At 52.4% G+C, this 12,932-nt stretch carries 10 protein-coding genes and 1 pseudogene; 4 read left to right on the top strand and 7 right to left on the bottom strand.

Annotation, left to right across the window (positions count from 1 at the left end):
• Window positions 1-15 precede the first annotated feature (15 nt).
• On the bottom strand, window positions 16-930 hold the full coding sequence (locus tag J1G33_RS00275; RefSeq protein WP_223017521.1) for a LysR family transcriptional regulator: 915 nt from the start codon (window positions 928-930) through the stop codon (window positions 16-18).
• A gap of 329 nt (window positions 931-1,259) precedes the next feature.
• Here J1G33_RS00275 and J1G33_RS00270 point away from each other — a divergent pair, with 329 nt between their 5' ends.
• Together J1G33_RS00270 and J1G33_RS00265 are read left to right on the top strand one after the other, a co-directional pair.
• Entirely contained in the window at window positions 1,260-3,305 is a 2,046-nt protein-coding gene (locus tag J1G33_RS00270) for an EAL domain-containing protein (protein WP_223017520.1), read from the top strand.
• 69 nt (window positions 3,306-3,374) lie between these two features.
• Window positions 3,375-4,688, top strand: coding sequence for a PAS domain-containing methyl-accepting chemotaxis protein (locus J1G33_RS00265; RefSeq protein ID WP_223017692.1), 1,314 nt, complete (start codon window positions 3,375-3,377; stop codon window positions 4,686-4,688).
• Between the two features lie 236 nt (window positions 4,689-4,924).
• Here J1G33_RS00265 and J1G33_RS00260 read toward each other — a convergent pair whose 3' ends face one another.
• The 5 genes from J1G33_RS00260 to J1G33_RS00240 form a co-directional block, all read right to left on the bottom strand.
• Complete coding sequence (locus tag J1G33_RS00260; RefSeq protein ID WP_223017519.1) at window positions 4,925-6,223, bottom strand: hypothetical protein; 1,299 nt, start codon at window positions 6,221-6,223, stop codon at window positions 4,925-4,927.
• A complete protein-coding gene (locus tag J1G33_RS00255; RefSeq protein WP_186526935.1) occupies window positions 6,220-6,816 on the bottom strand; it encodes a hypothetical protein in 597 nt (198 codons plus the stop codon). The genes J1G33_RS00260 and J1G33_RS00255 overlap by 4 nt, the downstream gene beginning before the upstream one ends.
• Window positions 6,803-7,378 carry a hypothetical protein gene (locus J1G33_RS00250; protein WP_223017518.1) on the bottom strand — a complete coding sequence of 192 codons (576 nt, stop codon included), beginning with the start codon at window positions 7,376-7,378 and terminating at the stop codon, window positions 6,803-6,805. The genes J1G33_RS00255 and J1G33_RS00250 overlap by 14 nt, the downstream gene beginning before the upstream one ends.
• Window positions 7,375-7,905: a hypothetical protein gene (locus J1G33_RS00245; RefSeq protein WP_202883907.1), complete on the bottom strand. Its 531-nt coding sequence runs from the start codon at window positions 7,903-7,905 to the stop codon at window positions 7,375-7,377. Before J1G33_RS00245 ends, J1G33_RS00250 begins: the two co-directional genes overlap by 4 nt.
• A 298-nt stretch (window positions 7,906-8,203) precedes the next feature.
• Window positions 8,204-8,929 (bottom strand): DUF6796 family protein, encoded by a 726-nt coding sequence (locus J1G33_RS00240; RefSeq protein WP_223017517.1) that lies wholly within the window; start codon window positions 8,927-8,929, stop codon window positions 8,204-8,206.
• 345 nt (window positions 8,930-9,274) lie between these two features.
• Between J1G33_RS00240 and J1G33_RS00235 the strand changes: the two are divergent.
• Window positions 9,275-9,524 (top strand): annotated as a pseudogene (locus tag J1G33_RS00235) (transposase domain-containing protein); the annotation flags it as partial.
• A gap of 607 nt (window positions 9,525-10,131) precedes the next feature.
• Here J1G33_RS00235 and J1G33_RS00230 read toward each other — a convergent pair.
• Window positions 10,132-10,452 carry a hypothetical protein gene (locus J1G33_RS00230; RefSeq protein ID WP_223017516.1) on the bottom strand — a complete coding sequence of 107 codons (321 nt, stop codon included), beginning with the start codon at window positions 10,450-10,452 and terminating at the stop codon, window positions 10,132-10,134.
• Window positions 10,453-11,990: 1,538 nt separating this feature from the next.
• Between J1G33_RS00230 and J1G33_RS00225 the strand changes: the two genes are divergently transcribed.
• On the top strand, window positions 11,991-12,893 hold the full coding sequence (locus tag J1G33_RS00225) for a LysR family transcriptional regulator (RefSeq protein ID WP_223017515.1): 903 nt from the start codon (window positions 11,991-11,993) through the stop codon (window positions 12,891-12,893).
• The last annotated feature ends 39 nt before the right edge of the window (window positions 12,894-12,932 follow it).

Below are 12,932 nucleotides of genomic sequence, written 5' to 3'. Positions count from 1 at the left end.
TTACCGGGCAATTACTTATGCAATTACTACGCTTTTCCGCAACTCTTGACTCAGCAAGAGAGCCATCGCGCGCAGCGCTTGAGCACAGGGTGAAAGTTCGCGATAAGCTAAAGATAGACTATAAGGGACAGGAGTGCCTGGCCCTGTAATTTCGCGGCATACGAGCCTTCCTGGCTGACTTTGCGCATACAGCCGTGGCATCAGCGCAACGCCTATTTCTCCCGCCACAAGACCTGCCGTGGTCTGCATTTGCCGAGAATGCTGTACTACATGCGGAATAAATCCCGCTTCTGCGCATGCCTGCACTATGCGGGAGTGCATGCCGGGGCTATGGTGTTGGGCGAAAAGTACCCAAGGCTCATCCGCAAGTTCTGTCAAACTCAGGCTCCCTAATTTAGCAAGGTGATGACTTTCGGGTAACACCGCGACCATTTGATCCTCAATCAATGGCTCAAGTCGAATGTTACCGGCATCCATGACGGGCAAGGCTAGAATACCAATGTCCAGTTGGTCATTACGCAAACCCTCTATTTGCTCTGGTGGGGTAGCCTCCATCAATTGAATATCAACCCCAGGGTTGGTGCTCTGAAAGCTGCGTAGTAAAGCAGGCAGAAAGCTGCTGAGGGTGCTGTCGACGAAGCCGAGGCGGACTGACCCGACCGCTCCAGCAGCACTGCGGCGAGCGGCCTCACACGCGTGCTCAGCTTGCTCGAGGGTTCTTCGTGACTCCACCAGAAATACCTCACCAGCGGCAGTCAGTTTCGTAACACGCGGATTTCTGTGTATTAATTCAACGCCGAGTGTTTCTTCCAACCTCCGAATGGCCAAGCTTAACGGCGGCTGAGACATATTGAGGCGAAGCGCTGCCTTACGAAAATTCAAGGTTTCGGCTACTGCAACGTACTGGCGAATCAGTCGCAAATCGATCATTTGATACCCTTTTCATATCAAGCCCCACCTTAAATAGTATGTTACATACCTAATTTATTTGCATAACCTTCTTCCGCACAAGACCTGCCCTCTGGATCTAATTGAATTTAGATCAGTGCAAGCATGGGGCGCTCATGTGTGAGCTCTAGGCTATTTAAAATGCACCTGCGTCGGCCGTTGGTCTCACTATTGGTGTACGAGGTGCAATCATGATTCAGTTTTAAACGATCGATTCGTAATTCCTTACTTGTAAGTTTGGGTGCGCTGTATCATGCATTAAAGTTAACTTTGTTGAATTCCGACAGTGCCGTACTTAGTAGATAATGATTATGTTGATTGGCCACTACTCTAATTTTTTGGTTTTTATATCGTTGTGTGTGGCCATCCTAGCCTCTTACACGGCGCTTGACATGACAGGGCGCATAGCCACAGCAAAAGGTCGAGATGTTTACTTTTGGATGATTGGGGGCGCGCTGGCCATGGGGGTTGGCATCTGGTCCATGCATTTTATCGGTATGCTCGCCTTCCAACTACCGATAAAATTGGCTTATGACTTAAGCTTAACTGCGCTATCACTATTAATTGCGGTAGTGTCTTCGGGCTTTGCATTATGGTTAGTTAGCCAGCCTCGGATAGGGTGTATACAGCTGGGGCTCGGAGCATTATTCATGGGGGTTGGCATTGCCAGTATGCACTATATCGGCATGGCCGCGCTGCTGATGCTGCCTGGGATAGATTACTCCCCTACGCTTTTAGGTGCATCTGTGGCAGTGGCGGTCGGCGCTTCGGCTATGGGGTTGTGGATAGCGATTCGCCTACGAAAAAACACGCCCCATGTACGACGAAATCGTTGTGCGGCAGCAGTATTAATTGGAATAGCTATTGTCGGCATGCACTACATCGGTATGGCTGCGGCTAACTTCCCAGAAGGTAGCTATTGCAACGCGCTAAGTTCGGGGGTTTCAGGAGGGCAATTGTATAAAGTGGTAGTAATTACCTCGCTGCTGGTGCTGATAGGTGCGCTGCTATTATCATTACAGGATTATCGCTTCCAAATACGAACAGCTGAAATGTCTGACGCGCTACTCCTGGCCAATCAGGAACTGACTCATCAGGCACTGCACGATAAATTGACCCATTTGCCTAATCGCACGCTGCTCTATAGCCGAATTGAAAAATCTATTCTTAAGGTCAAGGAGAAAGGCGGTTGTTTTGCTTTGATTTTTATTGATCTTGACGGCTTTAAGGCAATAAACGATGCGTTTGGCCATGATGTAGGAGATAAACTTCTTAAGGAGGTGGCGTCGCGGTTACGCGGGCATCTGCACGAGCAAGAAACACTGGCTCGGATAGGAGGAGATGAGTTTGTTCTGCTGATAGACTTACAGGAACCTAGCAATGTCTCTCGAGTGGCCGATAAGCAAATTAGGTTATTATCCAAATCGTTTCTAGTCGATGATTATTGTCTGCAAATATCCGCTAGCATGGGGGTCGCATTCTGTCCTGATCACGGGCTGGATCAACACGAATTGTTAAGTAATGCTGATGCGGCTATGTATCACGCCAAAGAGTTAGGAAAAAACGGATATTGTATTTTTGATAGCCCGATGAAAAGTAAAGCTCGCCACCAGTTACAGATGCTCCAAGATCTGCGAGTGGCTGTTGATCGGAAACAATTACGTTTGTATTACCAGCCAAAGTTTGATGCTCAAAGCGGCGAGCTAATCGGTGCAGAGGCTCTTCTTCGTTGGCAGCACCCAGTAAGCGGATTGCTGTTACCCAGCCAATTTATCGGTCTCGCGGAAAAAACCAACTTAATAATTCCCATCGGTAATTGGGTGTTGTTTGAAGCGTGCCGGCAGATGCGAGAATGGCTAGATCAAGGATATAAAAACTGGAGAATTGCAGTGAATTTGTCTGCCGTGCAGTTCGGTCATAAGGAGTTGGTAGCCACAGTGACAGAAGCTTTGGCAAGCCATGCTTTGCATGCAAGTAGCCTGACTTTGGAAGTTACGGAAACTATCGCGATGCGCGACGCAGAGGAAAGCCTTCTACTAATGAGGCGCCTTGCTGACATGGGAGTGGATCTATCGATTGATGATTTTGGCACCGGCTATTCTAGCTTAATGTATCTCAAACGATTGCCTGTCAATGAGCTGAAAATTGATCGAGGGTTTGTCCGTGACCTAAAAGCGGGTAGCGAAGACGAAGCGATTGTTTCGGCTATTATTACTTTGGGAAAAAAAATGGGGCTCCGTATCGTCGCGGAAGGCGTTGAGAATGAACAGCAGCGCCAGCTGCTGATCCATTTAGGTTGCGACTCACTGCAGGGATACTTGCTAGGGCGGCCAGTGCCCGCAGAACTCTTCATATAAGTATACGAAGGTGGAGCGGGACTTATGTTGGCGCGGGCGTTTTTTGATGGATATACAAGAGGCTTTTCCATGTTTAATAGAAAAATCAAAAATCAGCTTAATTCCCAAGCAGTAGAGCTGTCGGAGTTGCGTCAACTTCGCGATGGGCTAAGCCGTGGAATGCTAACATTGTGTTTCGATTCGACGTTTAAAATCATCGAGTGCGACCAGAACTTTGCAGAGGCTTTGGGTTATTCTCAGGATCAGCTGGTAGGTCGTGCTATAGTTGATATTGTCCCCCTTTTCGCATCCGAGCCTCCATGTTTTCAAAAATTTAGAGCTGCAGTCACTGCAGGTAAGTCTGTAGCTGACGATTATAGATATCTGCATGCGGATGGCTCTTTTGTTTGGCTTTTTGCGCATTGGTGCGCGATAACAGATTTTACCGGCAGGTTAAGTCATATCAATTGCTATGCAGCGAACGTTACCCCCCGGGTAGAAAAGGCTTCAGTAAATGCGTCCCTCGTTGATGCATTGCTTCGGTCGACGGCAGTCATTGAGTTTGACCTTTCCGGTAATATACTCACGGCAAATGACCAGTTTTTAAAGGCAATGGGTTACAATCTAGACCAAATACAAGGCCGACATCACCGTATATTTTGTAAGTCAGAGGAGACGTTATCCCAGCAATACAAAGATTTTTGGTTACGTCTCAACGAGGGTGATTTTTTTGCCGGTAGATACGAGCGTATTGACAGTCGCGGTCACACCCTGTGGTTGGAGGCGACGTACAATCCGTTGTATGACATCGACGGGACACTCCATAAGGTAGTTAAGTTTGCGACGCTTGTAACCGATCAGGTTGCTCGCGAGCGAGAAGTCAGTGAAGCAGCCCAAATTGCATTTGAGATTTCCCAGCAGACCGATGTTATTGCTCAGCGTGGCGCGGTCGTAGTTAACGAGACTATGCACACTATGCGCAAAGTCTCCATTGATATGCATGCTGCTTCTGAAGGTGTGCAGGCACTCGGAAAGCAGTCATTATTGATAAGTTCGATCATTGAGACTATCAGTAGCATTGCTCGGCAAACTAACTTATTGGCCCTGAATGCTGCAATCGAAGCTGCTCGAGCAGGTGAGCAGGGTAGGGGTTTTGCTGTTGTTGCTGATGAGGTAAGACAATTGGCTGGGCGTACTAGTACTGCTACTGACGAAATCGCATCAGTTGTCTTGCAGAACCAGAAGCTGGTAGGTGAAACCGTAACTGAGATGGCGAACACTAAGATCCAAGCAGAGCAGGGTCTTGAACTTGCCACACAGGCAGGCTGCGTAATAGTTGAGATTCAGGATGGCGCAAAACGTGTAGTTGACGCCGTGGGAAGGTTTGCGACTCAGGTGGCTTAAGGACCTGTTGATAAAGACTTCCTGAACAGGTGAATACCCTCACATGCATCGGGTTGGGTCCGTGTCAACGATGGTCATGCTTACCGACCCGGACTGTGTCCTATAGCTACACAGCCCTGGCATTGACGTCCCCTGATGTACGCGCTGCGTCGCGGCCGTCGCATGTCGCAGCATGTGTCGACGCCACGACGCGCTTTCGGCCAGTCTCGGCCGAAAAGACGGCTCAAGGCGCTGGACTACTTCAACGCGCGCCAAGCGCGCCCGCCATGGAAGGTGCGTTCCAGCGTCGCAGCGAGCAGGCAGATCTTCAGCGTCTGCGGGAGGATGCCGTCGCCGGGGTCGCTCGGCGCCCCCAGGATGATGGAGATCTGATCGGCGATCGCCTGCCAGACTACTTGCGGATGCGGCCCTACCAGGCGGGTGATGCCCATCCAAGTCCATGCCGCAGCCCAATCCAACCCACGATAGAGCACGATCATCGCGACTAGCGTTCCCAGACCGGTCGCACCGGCCAGGTGCACACTGTTCGCCGCCGCGCGATAGCGCGAAACCGTACCTGCCCAGAAATGCCCGGTGAAATCTCGAAACCATCCGGGCAGCTTGCCCCACAGGCCGATTGCGCCATCGACCTTGCCCGCCCATGCGCCCGGCGCTTTCAGCTCGGAATGCACATCGTAGCGGTAGATCAGTGCGGCTAAGGCCAGCCAGACCACCGGCAATAAGGCAGAAAAGAAGATACCGACTAAGGTCTCGGCGACCCCAACCGACGTCTGTTCCACCGGTCCTGGAATCGCCGCCTGCGCCACCCCGATCGGATGGCTGATGGCCTGCCACAGCTCCTTGACGATATCGGCGATACGCAGGCTGGCGAGCCAGCGGAACACGCCGCCCCGCCATTCGGTGATCACGTACATGCCGACGAATGTCCAGCCAGCTTCGCACAGCACGATGAGCAGGTTCCATGCCGGATGCGCGCTACGCGCATTCTGACGCCTGGCGCCGCGCCGGATGAGCCAGAGCAAGGCGACTGAAGCGACCAGCCACCAGCCACCAGCCACGTCGAACAGAAAGCCGCCGTACACCGGGTCCGAGGGATCGTACTGCCCCAGTCCCTCACGCGCGTAAGCGCGGATCGTATCTCCGAGAAATCCCCAGGCGGCGTAGTAGGCGAAGAACGGTACCAGCGCCTGGGAGACGATTACCGGAAGCCGTCGCCAGCCCAACGTACCCGCGTCGGGCTCCTGTTCCTGCGGTTCGGGCGTTGCCGTCCGCGACGCACTGACGATCGCCGGCAATGCCGGGCGCAGCGTCTCGAACATCAACACGATGATGACCAGCTTTACGAGCACGACCAGGGTCAATGACAGTAGGCCGGCAAGCCTGTTGTGATAGCCGAGCCACACCGCGCCCTGCACCAGCACTTCGTGGAGAGACGCCCCGGCCAGCGCCAGCGCCAGCAACTGCGGCAGGTAGCGGAACCAGAGGCAGAGCGTGTCGAGAATGAGAGCCAGCGCTCCGATGCGCATCTCCTTCATCGCTCTCCCCCTAGCGCAAAGCGCAGATAGGCCGGACGCCCTTCGCGGGTACTCAACGTCACCCGCAGGTCCGGCGGCAGCGGACGCGGCACCAGATAGTACGCGTCGACCACGACCTCACGTCCCGATTTGATATTGGACACGGCCAGGCTGCCGCAACGGGTACCCTTCGGCTCCCCCGGCTTGGCCATCATGCGTTGCAACAGGTCCGGCACCGTGTCGATTGCCGCCCAGGAGTGGCCTGCGGCGTCGACGATTTCCAGCCTGCAGTCCAACCATCGGCGCCCTAGATACGGATCGCGCAATTGGAAAAGCAGGCGCGTTCTGATAAACGTGCGGTCAGCCTGGAGCCCGGCCTTTAGTGGAAGAGGGTCGAGGCCGACAAGCCGCACACTGGCCCCGGCGTAGTCCGCATTTTGCGCCGGCGCGACATCGACCGGATGCAATTGGCGTGCGTGGAAAATTTCCCTCAGATCGCGCCAACCGGTCGCGACGACCGTGCAAGGTACCAGGAACACCAACGCAACGATCGCAAGCCAGCGCGTGCGCCGCTCGTGGATGCGCTGCGTGAGGTCGGATTCAGAGCTTGGCATGCAACGCATCCAGGTCGAGCAGGTCCGTCGCTGAACTGACCGGCATGGCCGGATAGCGGACCTGCACTTCGGCCGTTAGGCGTGGCTCACTTTGTTCCGACAGCAGCAGAGTGCCGCCGGCCGCTGCAAGCTCACTAGGCAGTTCGAACACCACCAGATCCTTGCGTTCCAGGCCAGGCTGCAGTGTCTTGGCCAACGACAACACCGCAGATCCATCTTCAGCACGGCCACTTGCACGATAGCGGCGACCGTCGGCGGTCATCCAGGTTCGGCCGTATACATGCGCGGTCGCGCGCTCCACCCGAGATCGCACCGGGATCACCAGCCACAAGCCACCACTGGTTCGCAATTGCGTCTTCCCCATGGCGTTGAAGCGGATCGCCCGGGCAACACGAGCAGGCCCGGCCGCAACTACGAGATTGTCGGCGTTCACCCATTCGCCGGGCTTCCCGGGAAAAGCGATCGGGCCGGTGATATTGTCGTAACGCGGAATGGTCCAGCGCATTCCCGCGAGGGCTACTAAGCCGATCAGAAGGATGGCGACTCCCGCAAGCCGCTTCACAAATCACCTGCGGGCGCATCGGGCAGCGAAGCAGCCAGGGGCAGTTCGATCACCCCGACGGGATGCTGAGCGGTCCAGATCGGCTGCGCGTAGAGGTTGTCGAATGGCTTGAAATTCTTGGCCGCGACGTTAAAACGCACCCGTGCAGTCGCGTGTTCTGCCGCGGGGTACGTCCAGACCAAGGCGATCTGTTCCGGCAACCCTGGCTGCAATTCGGTGGTCGTTGCGCGATCGCGCAGCAGATAGGCCGTCGGCCGTGCATCGACGCCCGGGACCGGCGTCGCTAGCTTGATCGCCTGCAGAAACGAACTGCTGGTGCGAGCGGTCCGATTGGTCGCCTGCACGTCCAGCACGATCGCCTTGCGACCGAGCCGGGCAATGACGTCTCCATTCGGAAGGTGGTCGCTCAGGCTTACGCGGTCGAAGCGCAACGACCACTCGCCCACAACGATGTCCTGGCCTGCAGGCAGGTCCGGAGGAAGCGGCTTTTCCTTGACCTCGAACAGCCCGATTCCCCAACTTGCCACGATAGCGGCGATACCTCCGACACCGGCCGTCGCACGTCTCCGCCACTGTCCGAAGGAACCTTTGCTTACCAAACCAAGCACCCCTTTAGGAAACTTGGCGTGACAGTATCACTTGGTTGCGCGCCGCTGCAACTCAATCACCAAGCCTGCTAGCAAGTGTCGACGGATTAATATATACCCTTTGTTTTCAGCCTATTCGATCAGCATCAACAGTCCATTAAACCTGAAGTATTTGATGAGGCGGATTTGGTAGTAATCACCACGGCTGACTGGCAACTCGAGCCACGTATCAGAAGTTTTACTCATCGCGATGCTTCCGGAGCAGGAGTAACGATTGCAGATAGACCAATAGCCAAGTCGTGTTAAATGCGGCGCTGCCAAGCGCTGAGCCTATCGTACCGTCAAGCAGCGCTGGCCCGCCGATGGTCAACGCGCCGAGTAGCATGGGATTTGAACTGAGAGCGAACCAGTACGGATACTCGCTGCGCCCTGTCGCAATGGCCAGTGAAAACATCAGCATGCCTAGGAATTGGCAAGCGACAGATGGTGCCCAGACAATCATTAGTATGTGGCGGAACTCACCGGCCAGTGCCAGCAGGGAAGGGTGCACAGATGGTTCAGTAATCAGTAGCGTCTGATAGAGGGCCCCTACGAAGTAAAAGGCGGCATGTGCGAATGGCGAAAACGCGTAGCCAGCGAACATCAATAACGCCGCAGTCAGTGCCCAGATACGCCCAACGGAACGGATGCCGCACCACAGATGCCAGCCACCGACCAGATACAGCGGCATCGTAAAAACCGCGATTAGAGCACCAGTCATCAATCGCTCTCGCGAAACGCCGACCAAATGTTCGGCGAAGCTGATATCTATGCGGTCCGCGTAGGTTGTAAACAACAGTGGGTACGCGGCGTGGTCAACTATATGCCCGACAATGAAAATGTCACCTACGATCCAGCTCATCGCAGCAAGCACTCCAGCTAGGCCTGCCCAAAACAGAAGCTTCCGTTCGCGCACGTCACTCATTGACCCAGCGTCCATGCAAATACCGACAGGTAGCCCCTGATCTTGGGCAGGATTTGCAATTGTGCCGCAGTGCACTCCGAGGGGACGATACTCTGCACCACCGTAAATCGAGTCTGCGATTATCCACAACGAAGGCCTCAAGGATGTGCTATGCCAAATTTGAATGAGCGTCCAACGAGCTCGCTCCGATCCTTCTTCATCTTGTTCGGAGATAAAGTTAAAGCGGTTGCCATCCGTGGCCAAGGCTTGCTCACGCGTCAATGTTTAAGCCTTGCTTTCCTCTTAGGGTCCGAATCTATAACGAAATTTGTACCAGATAATTTAAAAAAGTCTGAGACCGCCTGAGACGATGGGACTGTACCCATGGATAATAATTAAGTGGAAAACCAGATAAGGTCATGGACGCTAGAACTGGTCGTTGGCCGGGTCGCTCCGCATTGGCAAGCGAGCGGCGGCGGTTATGGTTTTGATCCAGTCTACACGGCTCAACGGGCCTACCTCATACCCTTATCTTACAGATGTGCTAATTCGACTGCCTACGCAACGGACTAGCAGGATTGAACAGTTGTTGAGGTATCAGTGGGTATCTGTCTAACGCAGACTTCTTGCTACCAACGATTGAATAATGCACATATAGCAGACTTGATTTAAATTAATGAACCGACCTTGCTCTAGTTACGAATGGGGCTGGAGAAGGCCGGCCACGCCTACGATTTGCCTCCACCTTCACCTCAAAACATCAGCACTCTCCTAAGCTACAGGTAGCCGCCAATTTGACTTTAAGAGCTTTAGTGTTTGAGACTGGGGGAATAATGCTTGATCATTGCTAGCTTTGTATTTTTTGTTCAGATCATCAGAAATTTGCAAGAACTCTGACGAAATGGAGAGGGGTGAGCACAAGGTTCCTGTTTGTGGGAAATGATGCGGCAGATGAATGTTTTTTCCATTAATTGCGGCTGCCGGGTGATGATGTGGGAGCGGTGTACTGCTGGGCTTCCGAACGTTGGCATTGGAGCCATTAGGCTTCGTCTACACCATTTTCTTATAATGAATTGTGAGCAGTCGTACGGTAGCCATTCTATAATAGCCTGCGCTGGCAATCCCACTACGGTTTAAACATGGGTGAACAATATGAGTTGAACAGCACACTAGTCGGGGATGTTTCAAACGGTCAGTAGCACATGGTGACGATTTTACTTAGATTAACTTGTCGTACAGAGTTTGGGCGACCATTCATACAACTGCAAAGTTTTCAGTGTCGCAACGTATTCGTTTGTGTCAAGCTTTCTAATAAATCCCTCCGCCAGAAGCCATTCCAAGGTACTTTCCAAATATTTTTCTTCAGGAGTTTGGTTGTAGTGACCACCAATGTAAGGGGTGGGATGCAGGTTTACTTCGTAGCTACCTTTTGGAAGATTGAAGGTTTCGACGGTGAGGGTCAGCGGTAGCGGGCAAGAACATACTAGGGTGTCGAGTACGACATTTACTAAATTAGTAAATTCTATTTTCTTGGTTTCAGTCATTTTTATCCACCACAAAGAAAAAGAGGTGTAGCTCCTTCTTGAGTTTTTAAAGTATTTCTATCCACTTTAAGTGCTGGCTTCTTGTCTAGACGCAAATTGCAGAATTGCTTCAGGGTGTTGAATTTTAGTTTTTTATATGTGACAAGGTCGTGCATAATAGTTTGATTGAGTTCTTAACTCATTTTCCTTTGGTACTCTCTAGTTAGTTTCGATGAAAGCGCTATACTGCTGTGCGTTTTTTTCACATGTCGAGCCTCCATAAAAGATATGTGCTTTATCAGGTCTATACTGAAAAATCAGTAAGGAGTTCTCGTTAGGCCGAGACCTCTCCAGATAGCTTATTATTCGCGAGAATAGTCGCGAAGTTGCTGTCCGGTTTGGGTTTAGGCTGTGAATCTTGTTTAATGAAAGATTAAAGAAAGTGTGTATCCTAGACAAATAAATCACACTCCAGCGCTTGTTGTCATCGGAATTGTTCCTAATTAGGACTCCGCTTCAGCCGATAACACTAGCATGTTACACGGCGTATGTGACTGGAGCCTGGTGGAGCTAAAAGCAAGGGTGGCATCAGTGCGATCAGATCAATGCGTCAGTTGAAACTCCATTGGGCTTGATCTAGTAACGATGAGCGAATTTCGCGAGCTTGCCGTTGTGATACGCACCATCCAACGGCTGGACAGCAGCGCATTGAACCAGCGAGCGTTGGTCTCCTCACCGTGGATGCGTACGTGGCCCTTGATCACTGTATGTGCGTTTTCACAATCCAGAGTGTGTGAAGCGTCCGCCCTATTGTTTTACCCCCTTGGATTTAAGCGTCACGCAGTCCAAATGAGTTGCCTCATCGTAGTGAACCTGGGACCAGGAGATCACTGCCTATCCTGGCCATCAGCTATCACGAAAGTGGCTCCAAATTTCGTTACGCCTTGCCGTAATTGCGCTCCTTACCCATATAGACATCGATCAATCGTATCGCATCCTTCGCTTGGCTATGGCCTAGATTAACTTGTTCGTGATCTTCCTCGCCGCCAGAGAGTTCACTCCAGGGAGATGCATCAAATTCAGCGCCGATAGAGTCGTTTTTATCAGGCTTACCAGGCACATCGCCAAAAAACACGCCGACAGTGACAGCCGGTTATGTTCTAACCCGATCCCGAGCGAAGATTACGCTGGTCGCAGGTCGAACACCCCCATGGTTCCGCACGTGATGATGGCGTCTGCTGCAACCCTTGCCTGAATCGCTCGGAGAGACCAAGCTGCTTACTGTAGATGCTGGTAATTTGCATCTCTACTATGAGCGACCGGGAAGGTAGATATCGGCAGCCTTGACTTAAGCTGCACCCGGTCATTGCCATTTTTACTCCGTCGAGAGTGGCTTGCCATAAATGTGCGAGCATTCACTTTTGGCCTGCGACTAGCTGATTTAGCGTGTTATTCGGTAACTCGTTACATCGTTACTCTATTGAAAAGCAATTTTATGCAGATTCTGTCGATAGTTAAAATACTCCTTTTGTTTTGGGTTGATATAAAAAAGGTATCAAATGATCGATTTGCGACTGATGCGCCAGTACGTTGCAGTAGCCGAAACCTTGAATTTTCGTAAGGCCTCGCTTCGCCTCAATATGTCTCAGCCGCCGTTGAGCTTGGCTATCAGAAGGCTGGAAGAGTTGCTCGGTGTCGAATTAATAGTGAGAAGTCCGCGTTCTACAAAGCTGACCCCTGCAGGTGAGGTATTTTTGGTGGAGTCGCGAAGAACCCTCGCGCAGGCTGAGCACGCGTGTGAGGCAGCTCGCCGCAGTGCTGCTGGAGCGGTCGGGTCAGTCCGCCTCGGCTTCGTCGACAGCACCCTCAGCAGCTTTCTGCCTGCTTTACTACGCAGCTTTCAGAGCACCAACCCTGGGGTTGATATTCAATTGATGGAGGCCACCCCACCAGAGCAAATAGAAGGTTTGCGTAATGACCAACTGGACATTGGTATTCTAGTCTTGCCCGTCAGGGATGCCGGTAATATTCGACTTGAACCATTGATTGAGGATCAAATGGTCGCGGTGTTACCGGAAAGTCATCATCTTGCTAAAATAGGGAGCCTGAGTTTGTCAGAACTTGCGGACGAGCCTTGGGTACTTTTCGCTCAACATCATGGGCCTGGTATGCATGCCGCGATATTGCAGGCGTGTGGAGAAGCTGGTTTTGCTCCACGTGTCATCCAGCATCCGCGTCAAATGCAAACTACCGCAGGCCTTGTGGCGGGAGAAATAGGCATTGCGCTGATGCCGCGACTGTATGCGCAAAGTCAGCCAGGAAGGCTTGTATGCCGCGAAATTACAGGGCCAGGCACTCCCGTGCCGTATATTCTGGCTTTAGCTTATCGCGAACTTTCACCCTGTGCTCAAGCGTTGCGTGAGAATGCACTCTTGATAAGTCAAGAACTTCGAAAACGGTGAGTCGCCCCATAGGGATGCGAGGCTCACTTCTTTAGTGCG

Origin of the sequence: Pseudomonas sp. P867, assembly GCF_019891455.1 — a bacterium.
GTDB classification, from domain to species: Bacteria; Pseudomonadota; Gammaproteobacteria; order Pseudomonadales; family Pseudomonadaceae; genus Aquipseudomonas; species Aquipseudomonas synxantha_A.
This window is presented reverse-complemented; position numbering and strand designations above follow the sequence as displayed.

What these genes read in the sequence shown, in the direction of transcription:
- J1G33_RS00260 (WP_223017519.1), bottom strand. Translation starts at nt 6,223, where the DNA reads ATGAAGGAGATGCGCATCGGAGCGCTGGCTCTCATTCTCGACACGCTC.
- J1G33_RS00240 (WP_223017517.1), bottom strand. Translation starts at nt 8,929, where the DNA reads ATGAGTGACGTGCGCGAACGGAAGCTTCTGTTTTGGGCAGGCCTAGCT.
- J1G33_RS00265 (WP_223017692.1), top strand. Translation starts at nt 3,375, where the DNA reads ATGTTTAATAGAAAAATCAAAAATCAGCTTAATTCCCAAGCAGTAGAG.
- J1G33_RS00230 (WP_223017516.1), bottom strand. Translation starts at nt 10,452, where the DNA reads ATGACTGAAACCAAGAAAATAGAATTTACTAATTTAGTAAATGTCGTA.
- J1G33_RS00275 (WP_223017521.1), bottom strand. Translation starts at nt 930, where the DNA reads ATGATCGATTTGCGACTGATTCGCCAGTACGTTGCAGTAGCCGAAACC.
- J1G33_RS00225 (WP_223017515.1), top strand. Translation starts at nt 11,991, where the DNA reads ATGATCGATTTGCGACTGATGCGCCAGTACGTTGCAGTAGCCGAAACC.
- J1G33_RS00255 (WP_186526935.1), bottom strand. Translation starts at nt 6,816, where the DNA reads ATGCCAAGCTCTGAATCCGACCTCACGCAGCGCATCCACGAGCGGCGC.
- J1G33_RS00270 (WP_223017520.1), top strand. Translation starts at nt 1,260, where the DNA reads ATGTTGATTGGCCACTACTCTAATTTTTTGGTTTTTATATCGTTGTGT.